At 40.7% G+C, this 17,953-nt stretch carries 19 protein-coding genes; 16 read left to right on the plus strand and 3 right to left on the minus strand.

Annotated features, from left to right (window positions below; all coding sequences use genetic code 11):
- Window positions 1-130: 130 nt before the first annotated feature.
- The 14 genes from DNK84_RS07665 (at window position 131) to DNK84_RS07730 (ending at window position 14,221) form a co-directional block, all read left to right on the plus strand.
- Window positions 131-760 (plus strand): isochorismatase family protein, encoded by a 630-nt coding sequence (locus DNK84_RS07665; protein WP_162902300.1) that lies wholly within the window; start codon window positions 131-133, stop codon window positions 758-760.
- The gene (locus tag DNK84_RS07670; protein WP_162902301.1) at window positions 753-2,681 is read left to right on the plus strand and encodes an anthranilate synthase family protein; all 1,929 of its coding nucleotides are present in this window, start codon (window positions 753-755) and stop codon (window positions 2,679-2,681) included. Before DNK84_RS07665 ends, DNK84_RS07670 begins: the two co-directional genes overlap by 8 nt.
- Entirely contained in the window at window positions 2,674-3,525 is an 852-nt protein-coding gene (locus tag DNK84_RS07675) for a PhzF family phenazine biosynthesis protein (RefSeq protein WP_119343961.1), read from the plus strand. Before DNK84_RS07670 ends, DNK84_RS07675 begins: the two co-directional genes overlap by 8 nt.
- A 48-nt stretch (window positions 3,526-3,573) precedes the next feature.
- Window positions 3,574-4,203 carry a pyridoxine 5'-phosphate oxidase C-terminal domain-containing protein gene (locus DNK84_RS07680; protein WP_119343962.1) on the plus strand — a complete coding sequence of 210 codons (630 nt, stop codon included), beginning with the start codon at window positions 3,574-3,576 and terminating at the stop codon, window positions 4,201-4,203.
- Entirely contained in the window at window positions 4,184-5,281 is a 1,098-nt protein-coding gene (locus DNK84_RS07685; RefSeq protein WP_119343963.1) for a phenazine antibiotic biosynthesis protein, read from the plus strand. The genes DNK84_RS07680 and DNK84_RS07685 overlap by 20 nt, the downstream gene beginning before the upstream one ends.
- Window positions 5,281-6,708, plus strand: a complete 1,428-nt coding sequence (locus tag DNK84_RS07690) for an aldehyde dehydrogenase family protein (protein WP_119343964.1) — start codon at window positions 5,281-5,283, stop codon at window positions 6,706-6,708. Before DNK84_RS07685 ends, DNK84_RS07690 begins: the two co-directional genes overlap by 1 nt.
- A gap of 33 nt (window positions 6,709-6,741) precedes the next feature.
- A complete protein-coding gene (locus DNK84_RS07695) occupies window positions 6,742-7,428 on the plus strand; it encodes a class I SAM-dependent methyltransferase (protein ID WP_119343965.1) in 687 nt (228 codons plus the stop codon).
- Window positions 7,429-7,453: 25 nt separating this feature from the next.
- The gene (locus DNK84_RS07700) at window positions 7,454-8,902 is read left to right on the plus strand and encodes an MFS transporter (RefSeq protein ID WP_119343966.1); all 1,449 of its coding nucleotides are present in this window, start codon (window positions 7,454-7,456) and stop codon (window positions 8,900-8,902) included.
- A complete protein-coding gene (locus DNK84_RS07705; RefSeq protein ID WP_119343967.1) occupies window positions 8,899-9,690 on the plus strand; it encodes an SDR family NAD(P)-dependent oxidoreductase in 792 nt (263 codons plus the stop codon). Before DNK84_RS07700 ends, DNK84_RS07705 begins: the two co-directional genes overlap by 4 nt.
- The gene (locus DNK84_RS07710; RefSeq protein WP_119343968.1) at window positions 9,683-10,828 is read left to right on the plus strand and encodes an acyl-CoA dehydrogenase family protein; all 1,146 of its coding nucleotides are present in this window, start codon (window positions 9,683-9,685) and stop codon (window positions 10,826-10,828) included. The genes DNK84_RS07705 and DNK84_RS07710 overlap by 8 nt, the downstream gene beginning before the upstream one ends.
- Window positions 10,829-10,911: 83 nt before the next feature.
- Window positions 10,912-12,411, plus strand: a complete 1,500-nt coding sequence (locus tag DNK84_RS07715; protein WP_119343969.1) for an AMP-binding protein — start codon at window positions 10,912-10,914, stop codon at window positions 12,409-12,411.
- The gene (locus DNK84_RS07720) at window positions 12,401-12,637 is read left to right on the plus strand and encodes a phosphopantetheine-binding protein (RefSeq protein WP_119343970.1); all 237 of its coding nucleotides are present in this window, start codon (window positions 12,401-12,403) and stop codon (window positions 12,635-12,637) included. The genes DNK84_RS07715 and DNK84_RS07720 overlap by 11 nt, the downstream gene beginning before the upstream one ends.
- A gap of 6 nt (window positions 12,638-12,643) precedes the next feature.
- The gene (locus DNK84_RS07725) at window positions 12,644-13,693 is read left to right on the plus strand and encodes a 3-oxoacyl-[acyl-carrier-protein] synthase III C-terminal domain-containing protein (RefSeq protein ID WP_119343971.1); all 1,050 of its coding nucleotides are present in this window, start codon (window positions 12,644-12,646) and stop codon (window positions 13,691-13,693) included.
- A gap of 27 nt (window positions 13,694-13,720) precedes the next feature.
- Complete coding sequence (locus DNK84_RS07730; protein ID WP_119343972.1) at window positions 13,721-14,221, plus strand: DUF2165 family protein; 501 nt, start codon at window positions 13,721-13,723, stop codon at window positions 14,219-14,221.
- Window positions 14,222-14,315: 94 nt separating this feature from the next.
- Here DNK84_RS07730 and DNK84_RS07735 read toward each other — a convergent pair whose 3' ends face one another.
- A complete protein-coding gene (locus DNK84_RS07735; protein WP_119343973.1) occupies window positions 14,316-15,557 on the minus strand; it encodes an ISL3 family transposase in 1,242 nt (413 codons plus the stop codon).
- 166 nt (window positions 15,558-15,723) lie between these two features.
- On the opposite strand from DNK84_RS07735, the gene DNK84_RS07740 reads away from it, so the two are divergent.
- A complete protein-coding gene (locus DNK84_RS07740) occupies window positions 15,724-16,113 on the plus strand; it encodes a VOC family protein (protein ID WP_208123280.1) in 390 nt (129 codons plus the stop codon).
- A gap of 18 nt (window positions 16,114-16,131) precedes the next feature.
- Here the strand turns inward: DNK84_RS07740 and DNK84_RS07745 are convergent, their stop codons facing one another.
- Window positions 16,132-16,380, minus strand: a complete 249-nt coding sequence (locus tag DNK84_RS07745) for a hypothetical protein (protein ID WP_119343975.1) — start codon at window positions 16,378-16,380, stop codon at window positions 16,132-16,134.
- Window positions 16,381-16,419: 39 nt separating this feature from the next.
- Complete coding sequence (locus DNK84_RS07750; RefSeq protein ID WP_119343976.1) at window positions 16,420-17,064, minus strand: Tn3 family transposase; 645 nt, start codon at window positions 17,062-17,064, stop codon at window positions 16,420-16,422.
- 59 nt (window positions 17,065-17,123) lie between these two features.
- Here DNK84_RS07750 and DNK84_RS07755 point away from each other — a divergent pair, with 59 nt between their 5' ends.
- Complete coding sequence (locus DNK84_RS07755) at window positions 17,124-17,573, plus strand: Tn3 family transposase (RefSeq protein WP_162902302.1); 450 nt, start codon at window positions 17,124-17,126, stop codon at window positions 17,571-17,573.
- Window positions 17,574-17,953 lie beyond the last annotated feature (380 nt).

Raw genomic sequence — 17,953 nt, forward strand, 5'->3', positions numbered from 1 at the left:
ATTTGGATGCGGTAAAAAAAATTGGTTCACAGAACCTAATATATTTGTAACTAATGCGCAATTATTGGATGAAATTATATCAGACATTTTTTGAGTTATAGTCTTCGAGCAATAAGTAGGAGAAATGTCAATGAGTAGAACGCTTAAATCAACCACTTATAATATAGAAAACATAAATATTCCCTCTAATCAGCCTCTGAATTGGCAGATTAAAAAAGAAAAATGCGCATTACTAATCCATGATATGCAGCGCTATTTTGTTCATGCCTTACCTACTGAGCCGGCGTTAGAAATGACTCGTGCTATTGTCAAAATATTACGTTGGGCTAGATATAATCGAATTTCAATATTTTACAGCGCTCAGCCCGGGAGAATGACAACGGAGAAACGTGGATTACTTGCTGATCTATGGGGTTCGGGAATGTACTCAACTGAAGAAGATCGTCAGATAATTGATGATCTCTTTCCGAGTCACGATGATGTGGTATTGACGAAGTGGCGTTACAGTGCCTTTTATCAGTCAGACTTCGCTGACATGCTGAGTGAATGCCAGTGTGACTCACTTATTATCACAGGCATATATGCTTCAGTTGGTATTTTAGCTACAGCAATTGAGGCATTTAGTCGTGATATTCGCCCCTTTATTGTTGCTGATGGCATTGCAGATTTTACCCAGTCAGGCCACCAAAAAGCGGTGGATTATATGGCCGATAATTGTGCTCAAATACTGGCTGCAATGGATGTGGTGGATTATGAGTGATATTTTGTCTTCCATTTTAGCTTCGTCAGAAGAACCATTTGCGTTGCTGTATCGTCCAACAGTTACCCCTGAGCAGGTTGATATCCTGAAATTAAGTCTTGGTACAGCTCACTCGATTGAAGATGCAGTAAACGGGGATACCTTCCATAGTAGAGAAAAAATGCTATTGCTGCCTTTTAGACAAGTTTTTGAACGTGGTTATGCGACTGTTGATGATGAAGTGCCTATTTTGAGCATGCCTATTACTGCACGTCAGCAAGTACCAGTAGCATTGTTGATTGAGCAACTACCAGATACACCAATTTCTGTTGGCAACGTGCATTTTAATCTGGATGACGAACAATTTGCTCAGCGAGTAACTCATCTTATTGAGAACGAAATAGGCCGAGGCGCTGGTTCTAATTTTGTTCTACACCGTAAACTCTGCGCAATGATTCTGGATTATAAACCATTACATCTATTAAGTTTTTATCGTCGTTTACTTCAATCGGAAACTTCTGCTTATTGGGTGTTTTTAATTAACACGGGAACGCAAGCCTTTATCGGTGTATCACCAGAGTTACATGCTTCACTTTTTGAAGGTGAGATAAGTATGAACCCTATCAGTGGAACCTACCCATATCCGTCTGGGGAGCCGACTGAAGAGTCGTTGCTAGCCTTTCTTTCCTGTCAGAAAGAAATCAATGAACTTTTCATGGTAGTAGATGAAGAGCTAAAGGTGATGTCACAGTTGTGCGAAAAAGGGGCTCAGGTTAGTGAACTGAAATTGAGACAGCTCAGTCATGTCGCACACACTGAATACGTGTTACGTGGGGAAAGTACGGCTGGTATTGCTGATATTCTGCACAAAACATTACCTGCACCGACAGTGATAGGTAGTCCAGTCCAGAATGCTTGTGAAATTATCGCGCGTTATGAGCCCGAAGGACGGCGTTATTATAGCGGTGTGGTAGCAATAGTTGATGATAAACCTGGGAATCCTTCTCTGGATTCAGCAATTGCTATTCGCACTGCAGAAATATCCGCAAACGGCAAGATTGAAATCGGTGTGGGAGCGACAATAGTTCGAGATTCAAACCCTATTGATGAAGCCAATGAGACCTTTAGTAAAGCGCAATCACTATATAGTGCAATGCTGCAAGAGACAAATGGATCCTCATGCTTGAATTTAGCAAAAGATGCAGTCCAATCCGTTATTGGAAACTTAAGTGATATTCCTGCTATACGTGAAGCTTTGATGAGACGAAGTTCGAGTATCTCTCGTTTTTGGTCAACGAATCCTAATGAACGGATGCGCCAGTTAACCGATTTCATCGGCAAGCGTGTATTGATTTTGGACGGTAATGATACGTTTACTTCTATGTTTAAAACGTTGTTCGCTTCATTAGGTGCGACAGCGCTAGTCGAGAAGGTACACAGTGATATTAATTTCCAGTCTTATGATCTTGTTGTAGCAGGTCCAGGTCCAGGGAATCCGCTTGATGAAACCGATACTCGAATAAATGCTATACGTGACGTCATAAAGCGTATGATATCCGATGGAAAACCTTTTTTCGCAGTGTGCCTAAGTCACCAGATCCTTGCGATTTTACTTGGTCTTCCGATCGTTCGGTTATCTCCTCCTAATCAAGGAGTACAGAAGTTAATTAGGCTTGATGATCGTCAAGAACGAGTTGGTTTTTACAATACTTTTTGCGCTAGCGCAGATGAAAAAGCAGTGAACAAATTACGGAAAGACGGCATCACCATCTATTTTGATGATGGTGATCGACAGGTGTATGCGATTCGTAGCAAGAAATTTTCATCTATTCAATTCCATCTGGAATCGTTTCTGACCATAGACGGTCCGGAGATTCTAGAGCATTTTGTTAAACCATTTCTGCAAACTAAAGGTTCGTTAGGAAACAGAGAAAATGCATAATAAAATAACGATAGAATATAGCGTATTGAACGCATTTACCCATTCACCATTAGAGGGAAATCCTGTTGCTGTATTTCATGGTAGCGAAAAACTTTCCGCAGCAATAATGCAGGCGATTGCTCGGCAATTGCAATTATCAGAAACGGTATTCATTAGTGACAAAATGGAAGGTGGGCATGCTCGTGTGAAAATTTTCACACCAGTAAATGAACTACCTTTCGCTGGACATCCCCTTATGGGGGCGGCAAGTACATTTTCCCGTCGAAATGGTCTGAATTGTTTTGTGTTCCACACAGATGTTGGTGCAGTTCCTATTTCAGTTGAACATCACAGCGAAACTCTTAGTGATGTGAAAATTACAGCACCACTTGCGAGCTCCAGCCCTTTTGCTGAGGAGAAAAAACTACTAGCTGCACTAGGGCTAGAAAGAACTGAGCTACCCGTGGAAATCTACAATGCAGGTGCACGGCACATTTTAGTTGCTGTAGACAGCATCTCGACATTGCATGGAATTAAGCCAGATTATCATTCGTTAGCAGATTTTGAAAATTTGGCTGTGAACTGCTTTTCCTGGCAAGGAAAACAGGTAGAAAACCGTATGTTTTCGCCAGCGTATGGGGTGATGGAAGATGCTGGAACTGGTTCTGTTGTTGGGGCGATAGCACAACACTTGATAAAATATGGACAACTACAAATGAATGAAAAATTGGTCATTGAACAAGGGGTATTACTGAATCGCCGCTGTGTGATGTATGGTGAAATTAAAGAAGAAAATGGCTGTGCTTCCCATACTGAGTTATCGGGGAAGGTCTGTCATTTCTCTGAGTGTCAAGCAAGTTTCTAGTCATATAAAAAACGTCTTCTTAACAAGAAGAGTATGAAGGAGTAGAGGATGAAAAGACTTGAATCGCTAAGTGGAAGGCTAGATGTCCCTTTTGTACATTATGATGCCCCCCCGTTTTCACCGGAAGTAATCTTAAAAGAATGGTTAGAGCGTGCGCGTAGAGGAGATGTACGAGAGCCTGATGCATATACCCTGGCTACGCGTAATGCAAATGGTGGAATTGCAATGCGCACCATGTTTCCAGTCCGTTTTGACGGCGAAGTGCTGTTGTTTGCTACTCACAGCTGCAGCCGTAAGGGAAAAGACATTAACGAGACAGGTTCTGTCGGGTGTCATATTTATTGGCGTGAGTTAGGGCGTCAGTTAAGTCTCTCGGGGACAGCCTCATTGGCGCCAGAGCATATTGCTGAAGATGTGTGGAATGAACGAGACCCTGCTTATGACCCTGTGTCAACGGCTTCTTACCAAAGCAAAATTCTCAAGAATATCCCTTTATTTTTGGATGAAGTTGCCAAATATGACGGAAAAATTAAATTGCCACGTCCTGAGCGTTTTGTCGTTTACCAGATAATGGTAGAACGTTATGAGTTCTGGTCCGCAACTGCATCTCGCATACACAAAAGATTAGTTTATAAGCGCACTGCAAAGGGATGGGAAAATGAACGATTACAACCGTGAAACTGAGATAATCACCACTACGAAAGCTAACAATGATCCGAACTGTTTTGTTCAATCAATCATAAAATGGCACTTTTCCGAAGAAACTGGAAGTGATTTTTGGTTGTCTATGCGTAAGGAACTAAACTTTAATCCGATAAACGAAATCAAATCATTTAATGATTTACGAAAATTCCCTGACATTTCAAAATGTCTTCGTACAGTACCAATCCAGAAACTGCTTCCGCGCGGATTGAAAGATAACCATAACGTATCAGTGTATGAAAGCGGCGGCACAACAGGAATGCCAAAATATGTAGCAGTCTACGATGAGTGGCTTAAGACACTCATCGATTGGCGGATATCGTCTTATAAAAACCGTCCAGGAAGACCATCAGGTAATACATTAGCAGCGGTACCATCTGGACCGCATATCATAGGGACTATCAATAAAATTCGCGCCCAAAAGTTGGGTGGACTCTGTTTTACGATCGATATTGATCCTCGTTGGGTAAAACGTTCGATTAGTGAAGGTGACATGGCCTGTGTCCGTCGTTATCACTCACATTTGGCCGATCAGATACAAAACACATTGTTTAATCATGACATTCGTTTTTTGGTTACAACTCCACCTGTTTTGCGTGAACTGGTGAAACGAAAAGAGTTGGTTGCTCAAATGAATCGTTCGCTGGCACATATTACCTTAGGTGGAACAGAGATTTGCATTGATGAAGTGAAATTCATTGCCAGCGAAATCCTGACTGAATGTGAATTTAGTGCTAGTTACGGCAGTACATCTAAGTTGGGAATGTCGCGCTCGTTACTGATTAAAACTGACAGTGTTAGAGTGGAATATGACAGTTTTACCCCTTTTATTACTTACGATGTTGTCAGCCGTGACACATTGGATACTGTCGAGTACGAGCAGCGAGGAGTAATCGTAGTTTCTCACCTCAGTCGATATGCCTTCTATCCGCGCATAATCGAAAGAGACACGGCCATTCGTTTGGCTGGGTACGGGCAAGTTGGAGATAGACTAGCAGACATCGTTCCTGAAGCCACATTTGGTGGTCGTAAAGTGATTGAGGGCGTCTACTAATGTTAGTACAGGAAGAGAAGGCAGTAGATTTACCGATTATAGAAGCGATTACGCTGCAGCAGAACCATTTTACCCGGAAAAAAACAATTCATGACATCTGGGGGGTACCAGTGGCAATGCTGACACAGGTACCTGCCGTGTATGTTCACCATGCAGTGAATTGTTTACGTAATGGGAGATATCTTTCCGTAGATAAACGGAATGAAGCATTAAAAAAAGCGGGCGCCTTCTTTACAGATGGCAACTTGTGTGAACTCACCGCTGTGGATTATGTCACGAAGGTTGTGGCGGTGACAGGCCTTCCTAGGAGGATTGTAGAAGATACTATAAAAAATATAGGTCATGCGACGGAGTCTGCGGGAAGTCTAGCTCAATTAGGTATTCCACAAGGGGTGCCAGAAGAAACCACGCTTCAGATAGTGCAAGACGGTTGTGCCCAGTCTGTTAGACGAGGTGAAGTATTGTCGGTGATTGCACCAGGTAATGGTCCAGGTGTACATGCCATTTGGCCGCAAGCAGTAGCGCTAGGTTACCGTGTCGTGTTACGCCCATCTGAACGTGAACCTTATACCGCTCAGCGTTTAATCCAAGCCATGTTTGAGGCCGGTTTAGAAGATTATGTTGCTATGCTGCCTTCCGACCATAGTGTGGTTGATGAGCTGATCGCCACTACTGATCTCAGTGTAATCTATGGTGACGACACAATGGTATCACGTTTTTCCTGTTACTCTAATGTGTTAGTGCAAGGCCCTGGGCGATCAAAAATTGTGATCGGTGCCGATTATCCTAGGGATGCTGCATTGGAACTTATTTTTGAGTCGGCTATTGGATTGGGGGGCACCGCCTGTGTTTGTACTAGTTCTGTTCTTGTGGAAGGCGATGCGGTTGCTTTTGCTCATAAATTTCAAGCTTACGCTACTGAGAGATTGAAAGACGAACATGAGCGCCATCGCTATCTACCTCAACTTTCAGCTGAACGCTATTCGTGGTTGTTAGAACAAGTCGCACTTCATGCTGACGTGTTAGTTCAGGTGCCAGAGGTGTTTAGCGAACAATCTGGTGTGAAGCAAGTGATGCCATTGATTATGATAGTGGATTCGCTTGAAAACCCATTAGTACATCTTGAACTCCCAATCGCGGCAGTCACTTTTGCGCCTTTTAGCCGTAATGATAGCCTCGATGCTATTGCGCCAGCTTTAGTGGTGACCGTGGCGTCAGAAAACCAGTCATTAATATCTCATATTGCTCAGGTTCCGGCTATTCGCAATCTGTATATTGGTCAGGTTCCTACTGTATGGATGCGACCTCATGTTCCTCATGATGCCTTTATTGCAGAATTTTTGATGACAACGCGAGGTTACCGCGTGGCTTATCCAAAACCTATTGTGAGTAAAAGTTTGCGCATGAATTCCCAAAGAGAAAATTAGTAATTGTTTGAAAAATAAGTTCAGGTAAAAGTAATGAATTCAAAAAATAATGAATATGATAGAGCGGACTTCCAGGGATTATACCAAGGAAAATCACTAATATCGAGTGTAGAGATTACAGCTGTTCCATGGGACATCGGAAATGCTCAGCCAGTTGTATGTGAAATTCTGCGAAGTGACTTACCTGGCAAGTTATTGGATGTCGGATGCGGTCTAGGGCACAATGCACGAGCAGCAGCTGATATGGGTTATATCGTAACAGCTATCGATAGTGCACCAACGGCTATTAAGAGCTGTCAAAAAAGGCAATCTAAGGAACAAATTCGTTTTAGGGTTGCTAATGCATGTGAGACAGAACTGAATGAGAAATTTGATATGATTTTAGACTCAGCTACCTATCATGCTATTCCTTTTAGTGATCGTATTGCTTATATGAAAGAAATGCACCGACTAGCAAATGATAAGACAGAGTATCATGTGATCACCTTTGCGCCTTCTCACCATGGAATGCCTAAACCGCTGGCTATTGAATTATCACAGATTGCTGATACAGCAGAAAAAAGTGGTTGGCAAATTGAAGCGGTTTCTCGTGTTGAATACAAAGGAAATGCCGAGGCTATTATCGATTTTTGTGAAAAGAAAAATCTAACGATTTTGCTGGACGAGGCAGGACACACTCGCCTGCCAAGCTGGCATATTATTCTTAAAACCATTATTTAATGAAAATTACGAGTAAGGAGTAGAGATGCACCACCAAAGGATGGCATTCCTTGGCCTCTGTATTGGTTTTTTTATTGTCATGATGGACACAACAACAGTGCCATTGATTTATACTTCATTGATTGCAGACTTTGAGGTAACGCCTGAGAATGCTGCCTGGGTTAATAATAGTTATTTGATTACCTATGCCAGCTTCCTTCTGTTAAGTGGGCGTTTAGGGGATTCCTATAACCGAAAAAATCTTATCGTTAGTGCGTTACTTATTCTTGCGGTCGGAGCATTGATCAGTGGTTGTGGGCAAACACTTATACAGGTCATTGCTGGCCGTGCGTTGATGGGGTTGGGCTCCGCTTTATTAACTCCTCAGAGTATGGCATATATTGCGATCATATATGCACAAAATGGGCGTGGTAAGGCTTTGGGAATTTGGGGCGCTGTTGCAGGAATAGCCACTGCAGCTGGGCCTGTGGTCACCCAATTTTTTCTGCAAATCTCTGACTGGCGTTGGGTTATGTGGATTAACATTCCAGTTACCTTGTTGGGACTAGTAATTATCATCAAGTATTTACCTGTCACGTCTAAAAAGGGATTGAAAGGGAGAGAATTCCTTATTAATGGTGCCTTTGGCTTTTCTATTTCAGCAGTTATTCTCGGAGTTCAGTTAATCCATGGGATTAAAGGAACCGGATCAATGGGAGGGCTTCTATTGTTACTGGGAGGTGGTATTCTTGTTTGGTTGTTAAGATATGAGTTGCGTTATCGCTCAGAATATATTTTACCCATCGAAATTTGGTATAATCGGACTTTTTTACGTACTTGCTTACTCTCTGGTTTGCTTGGTTTTGGTTTGACCGCATTCTATTTACCTCTGGCTTTTTTGATAGAAGTACGAATGAACTTTGGGCCATTAGCTATTAGTATCGTCATGATCACGATGGCGCTTGCAAACGCACTAATTGGACCGATATCTGGTCATTTATCGGACAAATTTACACCGGAAGTAATCGTTTGTTATGGCCTATCTGCTTTTGCTTTTGCTGTATTCTTACTTGGTGGTATCGGTTTTTTTGCCCCAGGAGGCACAACCGGTTTAATCGTAATTATCATCGCGATGGCAATAGCTGGGACGGGAACTGGGTTAGCATTTGCTCCTCTAGCCAATCTTGCTTTGAGACGAGTTTCATTAACTGCGGTTGGTCAAGCTGCCGCATTTTTCAATGTATCACGACAATCGATGAGTGCTTTTGGTGGTGTCGCCATTGCCGCATTGTTTGATTACGTTGTTAGCCAGTCTCAGATAGAAGGCACATCCCATATAGCAGAGCAATTTCAACCGTATTCTCCTGTGATTTATTCTGCTACACTTGCATGTTTCCTGTTAATTGCGCTGTGTTTGAGTTCAGGTGCATGGTTATCTAATCGCTATTCTTCAACAAACCAAAATGTCACTCAAATAAGGAGGATGAAACAATGAACACTTGGGTAGTAAGTGGTTGCTCAAATGGCTTAGGCCAATGCTGGACAGATTCGATTATTAGAGAGCGTCATGATAGAGTTATTGGTATTACTCGTAATGAAGCCGTTGCTCATGCAATGGTAGAAATTTACCAAGATCATTTTATTCCTTGTATTGCTGATGTTCGAGATGGTCAAGTACTTGCAAAGAAATTGCCCGCGTTAGCACGAGAAGTGGGAGTCCCAAATCGCATCGTCACCTCTGCTGGTTATGCACAATTCGGTACACTTGAGGATTTGTCTACTCAACAACTACGTGAGCAGTTTGAGACAAACGTTGAAGGAACCCTTAATGTGATTAAACCTTTGTTGCCTTCCATGCGTGAATCAGAAGATGCGAGAATTCTAGTGGTCTCTAGCATGAGTGGGGTTGCTTGCTGGCCTTTACTTGGAGCCTATCAGATAAGCAAACATGCTATTGAAGCAATTGGGGAAACGTTGCGATTGGAACTGGATAACACTCATATTCAAGTGGGGATTATTGAGCCAGGACCCTACAAAACTGGTTGGGCGACGACTTCGGCACGTAGAGAAAAAATTAGTGCGATTTATGATGAAGATGTACTGAAAAAACGTGCTGCTTGTGGCTTTAATATTGATGAGCCTAAGGCGAGCCTACCATTTTTCTGGAAAATGTTTGACACACCTGTTATGCCTGTGCGCATCACAACTTCAGAACAGTTTGTGAACTTAGCCTGTGCACAGGCTGAAGAGAAAATAAAAACATGGAAGTCTTCTTTTGAATAATAAAACATTAGATACACAGCCAAGCTGGCATGATGAGGTTAACGCTATTATTGCCTCTTACTCCCTAGATAGAATAACGGAAATACCAGCAGACGAAACTTTGTCATTGCTTAAGAAAAGTCCGTTACTCAGAATATTAGATGAGACGCAGTTTACAAGTCCTGGTAAGTTAGCTGATGTTGTTGCTGTCTGTCGCGAATTAGGTAAAACGGATGCTTCATTAGGTTGGTTGGTTGGAGTAGCCAATTCAGCGTGGTCAATGAAAGCAAATTTCACGCTACCGGAATCGGCCTGTGCAGACATGGATAAAAACTCAATTCTGTCGATGGTATTGGGACGCCCCGGAACGCTTCGACCATCACCAAAGGGGGAAGGATTGATTTTGAATGGTGAATGGCAATATGCATCAGGATATCTCTGGTCTTCTTATTTCTTCGGTTTGGCAATGTTGGAAGACGGTAATGTCCATGTGGTTGCTGTTCCATCTCGTGATTTGCAGATAGTGGGGCCGTGGAAATCAACAGGATTGATCGGCACTCAAAGTGTGATGATCAGAGCAAATAATGTTCAAGTCTCTAAGTCTTTCACGACTAGTTATCATCCTATTATTTCTGGAAGTTGTAAACGTTCTTATTCTGGATATTTCACTGGTGTATTAATGAATTGCTTGGTCGGTACAGTGCTAGGTGCGACTGAGAGAGCAATAGAATACGTGGTTGAAAATGCAAAAAAACCCATCACTGGTAGTACTTATGCCTCCATGGAACAGTCGGGTCCTATTCGGTATGAGATAGGGCGCCTGAGTAGTAAGTTCGATCTGTTAGTGCGAGCTGCAGAGTATAATGCTGACACTGTTGATAGTGCTGTGCATAACAGTGTGGAGCCATTGACAAGCCGCCAGAGAGTTGAAATCCGTGCTCGAGCAGCACAGATAATGCGTGGTTGTACGGAAATTACTCAGTCTCTTTTGTGGATATACGGTTCGTGTGGGTTAGACAAAAGTTGCCCATTGGAGAAGATTTGGCGTGATGTTCATGTCGGTGCGCTTCATGGCGGATTTTCGAAACTCATTCCTGAAGAAATGGCATGTATTACTTTACTAGACAGTGATCCTGCTACGATTTCGCGCATGTTTTGAGTAGTGTGTCCCTCGGAGACATCTGTGTCAGCGAGATTAGAAGTTTATGGAAAGATAGTTTTGGTGAAGAAGAAGGAGAAGTTATGGAACGCCATATTGATTCATGGCAAATAAATACTGGTCTTACATATCTCAACAAAGTATTAACACGCATACTAACTGAGAAACCAGATGCTGTGGCACTCATTCACGCAGAGCGTATGTATAGTTATCATCAGCTTATCTGTGTTTCGGAGAACCTTGCTAAACAGTTGAGAGAGGCCGGCATTGTTGAGGGGCATAGATTGGCACTGAATGCGCCGAGATCTAGTGAGTTATTTCACGTCATCATTGCATGCATCTTGTCTGGGGTCTCGTTTATTTCTGTACCTAGATCGATAGGGGAAGATCAAAAAATGAAATTTGCCGCAGATACGCATTGTGTAGCGCTTTTTTCTCTTTCTGATGAATTTATTGAACTAGGTGCAAAGCCTTTAGATGTGGGTAATGTGCTAATACTTCCTGAGGCTACATCTCCGAGAGCACCCCATACTCTGTCTGGAAAGGAAGTCTATTGTGTACGAACTTCCGGAACCACTGGAGAGCCTAAAATTGTTCCTATTTATGTCAGGCAACTCTCGGCCTTTCTGGAAAACATCAAACGCGAATTTGCAATTTCGGAAGGACGACGTTGGTTGTGGATTCATGATCTCTCATTTGATCTTTCTATATGGGAAGTGGTTGGTAGCCTTGTTCATTGTGGGTGTCTGGTGGTGTTGGAAGAAGAAGACAAACTTGAGCCGAGCATTATTTGGAAAGTATTAGAGCAAGAAAAAATTAGTCAAATCATGGTGACGCCTTCTGAGTTTCGTTACATCTTTAGCAAAAATCATTTGTCAGACTTATCCCTATTATCACTGGATGAAGTACTGTTTTGTGGCGAAAAACTTTCTGTTGAAACATTAAGACCATTTTTTTCAACTTTTCAGTCCCAACAGGTAAAATTAGTGAATACCTATGGCCCATCGGAAGCAACAATATTTTGTTCTGCACATGTCGTGACCGAAAACGATTTTCTGGGGGTGGCTATACCTATTGGAAAGCCTTTTCCTAATATGCACTATTCTCTCGAAAATTTGCAAGAAGACGGTAGTGGCAATCTCTTACTTCATGGAGAGCAGGTTTTTGATGGGTATGATGGAGATCCGACTGACACTACAGGCTATTTAACGGGGGATATTTGTCGGTGTGATAATAAAGGGGAATATCACTATATCAGGCGCAAAGGGGGATTTCATAAGATCAACGGTTTCCGTGTCGATTTGATGGAAGTCGAAGAGTTTTTACAATCTATTTCTGGTGTTGGGGAAAGTGTTGTCTGGATTGAAGATATGCTAGAGGAGGGGGCGTCGGTGTTGTGCGTCGGTGTCAATGTGATGTCTGGGATTACCTTGACGACACGCGATTTGAGAATAGCGTGTAAAAAACTTGCGCCGTGGTTAAGGCCAGCGCGCTATTTAATGGTTCCGCAGAATGAGTGGCCGATGAATATGCGAGGTAAAACTGATAAAGCAGAATTGAAAAAGAGGTTACATGGCAAATAACGAACAGATATTAAACGCATTATTGCGTGAAATACAAATCATACTGGATGAGCCTGATATAAGGGGGAACGACAATTTTGTTGAATTGGGTGGAAACTCTATCATGGCAATACAAGTCGTTGAGAGATTAAAGACAAGAGATGGGATTCTGGTAAATTTGGCACAGTTACTTGGGACTCGAATTGACCATGTTGAGTTAATACGAACCGCACCACTAAATAAGTGAGGAAATATGAAAATTTTAAGCATAGATTACCATTTATCTGAAGCTGAACGTATAAAAGAAATAGAACATCCTAACAAAATGCAATTAGAGGCAATACAGTATGCCGGGTATGATCAATTTTGGAAAGAGCCTAATGGTGTTCGGCAAATGACTTCAGCAGCAGCGATGAAGGCTATTTTAAGCTCTAATCTTCAGCCAGAAGATATTGCATTTATTGTAGCAGGGCAATCAGGCATACCGGACTATATTGGTATTGATCTCGCCTGTCAAGTAGGTGCAGAGCTAGATTGCTCTGATGTTCGCACGGTTAATTTGGTGGAAAGTTGTGGCAGCGGCATTAGTGTCTGGTTTCATGCGGCTTCGTTGGTCAGTGCTTTACCTACTGGGAGAGTAGGTTTAGTGGTTGTTGCACAAAGAGTCAGTGATGCACACCAAGATCGTTTTGGTGTTATGAACGCTGTTTTGAGTGATGGAGCCGCGGCTGCGGTAGTAGTTTCTGATGAATGGCCAAGTTCCGTAACAACTATACGTTATCTCGCAGGAGATGATATATCAGATTGTCGTTATGTTGATATGATGCGTGTTGAGTATGGAGGAGGTCGTCAACCTGTACTGCCAGACTGGTATGATATCCAAAACGGTAAATTGGGGCGTGAACGAATTATGGATCTTTATAAATTTAAGCCAGACGATCTGCAAGCATTTCTGACTCTACGTGCAAACAACAATATTAAGATTATTGAACGTGTTACTTCTCAGTTAGGTCGAAACCTTAAAAATCCTTTTCTACTGCAAACCTTGGAAGGAATACAGAGCATTAAGAGTCTTTGTGACAGACTTAGTATTCCATATGAAAGGAGTAACTTGAGCTTATTATCTAAGCTAGGACATGTCGGATGTGCTGATTTACTCATTTCATTGAAAATGATTCTGGATCAAGATGATATCAAACCTGGAGACGATATTATCATGAGCACTATATCCACTGGGCTGAAGTGGGGAGCTGCAATTTTCCAGTATGGCGAGTCAAAAATTCGTGATGTGTGTAATCAATAGAGTGAATGAAAAGGAAGTGACGTAAAGATGATAATATTAAGTGGTATTACCTTGGCTAAGTTAGTTATAGTAATGGGATTGGCCATCTGGAGTTTACTCGAATCTCTGGGGCTGATAAAAGATTTTTCCGGTGCAAAGAGAATAGTTGGACGGATTATGAATATGGAGCCTATTGAAGAGCCACCCTTAGTTCCAACAAAATTGTTGAATCGGCGTATTGCTAATTCATTTTGGCATCAGAGTAGCACTATTATATTAATTCTATTAAACTTGTCTTCATCACTGTTATTATTTATCTCGATCTATTATTTTTTTGACGCTGCTATGCTAGGTAAAATTGACCAAACTGGTTTTTTATTATGGGCAAATTATGGTATAGCCATGTTTATTAGTATGGGTTTTTTATTAAGTTTTATGGGTCTTTGGTTTGCTTATTATATTAAGCAAATTGATTTAATGATTGTCCATTTTGTATTAATTATTTTAGGGATAATCAGTGCCGTAGTTATAAATTTTCCCACGAGCTAATTTGCTATTGCTTTCTGTGATTTAGAGAAATTCTGTCATACGGTGATTTCGATGTTAATTGACAACGTAAAGGCTCTTTTCCCTTTTCTGTTGGTTACAATCCGAGCATGCGATACCCGTTTAAATCTATCGTTAATCTCTGGAAAAGCGAATCGGTTTTAAAGAACCCATAGCAGCGTCGTTTAATGACCTTGATTTTATTATTTAACCCTTCTACAAACCCACTGGTTGATCTATTTTTAAAATAGTTAGCAATGCTGCCTTTATGCTTATTCAAAGTCTTGATAAACGTATTAAAGCAACTAAGGCCAATTTTCTCGACACTGATTATCCATCTATCCAATTTAGCCATAGCAGATTTTCTATCATGATGTGTATTAAAAATATGCGTTAATTTTAGTGCATAGCTATGCGCCTTCTTTAAAAGAGGTGAATGCTTGTAAAGTGTCTCTAACTTTCGCTTTTCCTCTTTCGATAAACACTCGTATTGTTTCCTTAATATCCACATCATACCCTCTAATTCGCTGTATTCTTCGCTGGGAAGGATGCTCTTAAGTCGCTTCATTTCTTTGATTCTAACGTTATCTAGCGCGCCACGATACAATTTTGATACATGGTAACGATCAACAACGACCTTTTGCTTGCCAAACACTTCTATCGCTGAGTTTACGAAACCGTCATACATATCTGTGCATACTTGTTTAACTGTCTTTTTAAGATGATCTGGGATTGATTCCAAAAACTTTAAAACATCGTCCTTCTTCCGACTATCCAGTACACCCAATATTGTTATACTGTATTTGTCTTTTGCACTAATCACCGCTATAAAGTCCTGATGACTTTTACGGTTGCTTATCTCATCAATACCAATGGTTTCCAAGTCTGAGTACTGACTCCAGTCAATTTCCCTATGGATTAGATTGTTGAGCATCGTTTGAACTGTTTTATAGCTAATCCGTTCTTTTTTAGCGACATCTTGAATTGTACTATTGATAACGCACCTGAGCAAATACTCCTCTAAGCCCTTAGTTATTTTACCTCCTTCAGCTACCCAATTATAACGCTCAGTTGTCGTCGTTCCTGGCGGCTCACAGTGCTCACATTCATATCTGACTGGTTTAATTCTAAGTATCACTGGCGTATCAAAAACTGAGGTATGCCTATACTCCATTAGAGAGCCATAGCCATATCGTTTTGTCGCGTCTTTTCCGCACTTATGGCAGGTGGTTTTTGTGCATATGCTTTCGACCGTAATGATGATATTCCCTTTAGTATCAAGGGTTTGAGAGATAACTTTAAGATTGTCTATATCTAAAGGGATGCTTAAGTCTTTCATTAAAAACGCGACATTTTGATTTAGGTAACAGCATTGTAACCCTTATTGCTACTGAATTCCATACCCACAATAAACGGAAAAGAGCCAATAGCTCGCAATTGATTCTTTTGATTTTTTTTGCTACTCTGCACATACATTTTGTTTTGTAATGTTAATGGTGTTACTTGTGATTAAAAAATCTTCTGCTTCTTTACTATCTAATTTGCAACTAATTTATGTATCTGATATTGAACGTTCAACTGCTTTCTACAAATCACTATTTAAAACTGACCCTATTTTTAGCAGCCCGCGTTATGTCGCTTTTTCCGCTTCTGATTCCGCTGATTCACTTTTTGCTATTTGGTCTGGTGGAGAAACGCCTGATCTGCAAGCGCAACGTTTTAATGAAATTGGTATCATGCTGCCAAAAGATAACGATGTTGATCAATTGTTTAAAGAGTGGCAGGACAATCCAGATATACAAATTGTCAAATTTCCATATACAGACGTATTTGGGCGTACATTTCTAGTTAAAGATCCAGATGGTCATATTATTCGAGTCTGTCCCTTGGATTAGGTATTAGCGTGTCAAGCTTCATGAGACTTCAGTTTGAAACCGTAACTTTCTGTTGATTCGATTCAGCTGTTTCAGTTTGTCATTCATGCCATTGTGAATCTGACGAAGTAATGTTTCTGTTGTTAACCAATTAATGCAACCATCAGTTACGGAAACTCCATATTTCATCTTGTAATGAAATTGTTCTAATGGTTGGCTCCCCTCATTAAGGTTACTTTCAATCATCAGGCCAAAAATGGAACTGTTACCATCTTTAATTTGTTTCATAAGGGGCTCTCGTGTGATAAGAGATAATATGTAAATATTTTATTTTGGTGAACTTTCTTGAATATCTGTGGAAGCTGCTTTCTTAATGATCTGATTCCAGTTGAATCGTTTTGATCTGTTCTTGAAAGTGTAGTTGCCGTGAAGGTTAACGTGTGACCATGCAATAATCGATACTTTCTTAATTCTCTCTACTTCTTCTAGCCTGCCTTCTTTTTCTTTGGCAGCAAGTACACCTGACAGTATGGTAGCGTTATAGTAAAGAATAACTTCGCAAAGCAGTCTAGCACAAGCGTCATTTATCGTCAAACACTCATCATTTTTTCCGTTGAGCTTATCTGAGTTTACTGTGGCAACAGTTCGCTTGAGCTGATGATACGCTTCTGTTCGATTAAGTGCTTTTCTCACCGATTTTCTTAATTGCTCATCATCAATATAGCGGTAAATGTATTCACTCCTGAGAATATCGTTATATGCCCATAGCGCTTCCTTGGTTTCATTCTTAAACTTATTATCGGTCAGCTTGCGTATTAATATGCTCTGATTACTTTTTTTAAGAACCAAATAGGCAATAATCTGTTTGATGTTATCCCATTGGTTGATAATTTTGTCTTTACTGACCTTATGCTTTGGGCGAATAAGGTGCTCTTTGTAGGACAATGGTTCCTTGAGTGATTTTTGTATCATATTTAGTCAGACTAGCCCAGGGCGCAAGTTCCGGAGCAATACCCCATAAAGTATTTGATATGATAGACGTATTGGATATTGCCGATGTGTTTGCAGTAGTTGATCAGGAGCTACATTTTTTATCAGAGTTTCGTCATATTATCGATAAAAAAGTCAAGGGAACCCTTGATAAAAGTACATTGTCAGCAACGATTATTGCTAAAGCAACTAATCACGGCATTTATAAAATGTCGACGTTATCAGATTACAGTTATGACCAGCTATATCAATGCAGTAAAGCGTATTTAAGCTTAGAGTCAATTAACAACGCCTGTGATGCCATTTCAGATGCTATCCATGAGCTACCCATATTCAATCATTACAATATCAATGGTGTTGTGCATGGTGGTATTGATGGTCAAAAATATGCGACAAAGCATCGTACATTTAAATCCAGAAACTCGCCTAAGTATTTTTATTGGCTCTTTTCCGTCGTGTTGAATCAAAAGAAACGGTTACCAAGGTTCTGATTTTTAATGACCTCATTGTATCAAAATATAAGTTACCATTCTTATTGGTTCTAAAGCATACAAATTGCTTTAGAATAATGAATTTAACATACCATTCTAATTTGACAAAGTTACAATAGCATTTGAGAGCATTCCTGACACGGTTTTACTTCATGCTATTTTATGCTACTCTATTTTTGTAACCTAAAATCATGGAGTAAGCTATGGCACTAAAGCAACGAATCGTAACAGAGATTTATGATGATCAAACACAAGATATTGTTCATCGTGAAGTGACAGAAGAAAAAGTAATTAAATCTCCAAAATTGATAGATGATTTAGGTTATAACCATACAGAACAAATAGAGATATTGCATCGTATACAGGATAACTACCTGAAA

The organism is Facilibium subflavum (assembly GCF_003574485.1).
GTDB lineage: Bacteria > Pseudomonadota > Gammaproteobacteria > Francisellales > Francisellaceae > Facilibium > Facilibium subflavum.

Excerpts from the sequence above, each read along its gene's own strand:
- DNK84_RS07665 (WP_162902300.1), top strand. The coding sequence starts at position 131 with ATGAGTAGAACGCTTAAATCAACCACTTATAATATAGAAAACATAAAT.
- DNK84_RS07670 (WP_162902301.1), top strand. The coding sequence starts at position 753 with ATGAGTGATATTTTGTCTTCCATTTTAGCTTCGTCAGAAGAACCATTT.
- DNK84_RS07675 (WP_119343961.1), top strand. The coding sequence starts at position 2,674 with ATGCATAATAAAATAACGATAGAATATAGCGTATTGAACGCATTTACC.
- DNK84_RS07680 (WP_119343962.1), top strand. The coding sequence starts at position 3,574 with ATGAAAAGACTTGAATCGCTAAGTGGAAGGCTAGATGTCCCTTTTGTA.
- DNK84_RS07685 (WP_119343963.1), top strand. The coding sequence starts at position 4,184 with ATGAACGATTACAACCGTGAAACTGAGATAATCACCACTACGAAAGCT.
- DNK84_RS07690 (WP_119343964.1), top strand. The coding sequence starts at position 5,281 with ATGTTAGTACAGGAAGAGAAGGCAGTAGATTTACCGATTATAGAAGCG.
- DNK84_RS07695 (WP_119343965.1), top strand. The coding sequence starts at position 6,742 with ATGAATTCAAAAAATAATGAATATGATAGAGCGGACTTCCAGGGATTA.
- DNK84_RS07700 (WP_119343966.1), top strand. The coding sequence starts at position 7,454 with ATGCACCACCAAAGGATGGCATTCCTTGGCCTCTGTATTGGTTTTTTT.
- DNK84_RS07705 (WP_119343967.1), top strand. The coding sequence starts at position 8,899 with ATGAACACTTGGGTAGTAAGTGGTTGCTCAAATGGCTTAGGCCAATGC.
- DNK84_RS07715 (WP_119343969.1), top strand. The coding sequence starts at position 10,912 with ATGGAACGCCATATTGATTCATGGCAAATAAATACTGGTCTTACATAT.
- DNK84_RS07720 (WP_119343970.1), top strand. The coding sequence starts at position 12,401 with ATGGCAAATAACGAACAGATATTAAACGCATTATTGCGTGAAATACAA.
- DNK84_RS07725 (WP_119343971.1), top strand. The coding sequence starts at position 12,644 with ATGAAAATTTTAAGCATAGATTACCATTTATCTGAAGCTGAACGTATA.
- DNK84_RS07730 (WP_119343972.1), top strand. The coding sequence starts at position 13,721 with ATGATAATATTAAGTGGTATTACCTTGGCTAAGTTAGTTATAGTAATG.
- DNK84_RS07735 (WP_119343973.1), bottom strand. The coding sequence starts at position 15,557 with ATGAAAGACTTAAGCATCCCTTTAGATATAGACAATCTTAAAGTTATC.
- DNK84_RS07745 (WP_119343975.1), bottom strand. The coding sequence starts at position 16,380 with ATGAAACAAATTAAAGATGGTAACAGTTCCATTTTTGGCCTGATGATT.
- DNK84_RS07750 (WP_119343976.1), bottom strand. The coding sequence starts at position 17,064 with ATGATACAAAAATCACTCAAGGAACCATTGTCCTACAAAGAGCACCTT.
- DNK84_RS07755 (WP_162902302.1), top strand. The coding sequence starts at position 17,124 with ATGATAGACGTATTGGATATTGCCGATGTGTTTGCAGTAGTTGATCAG.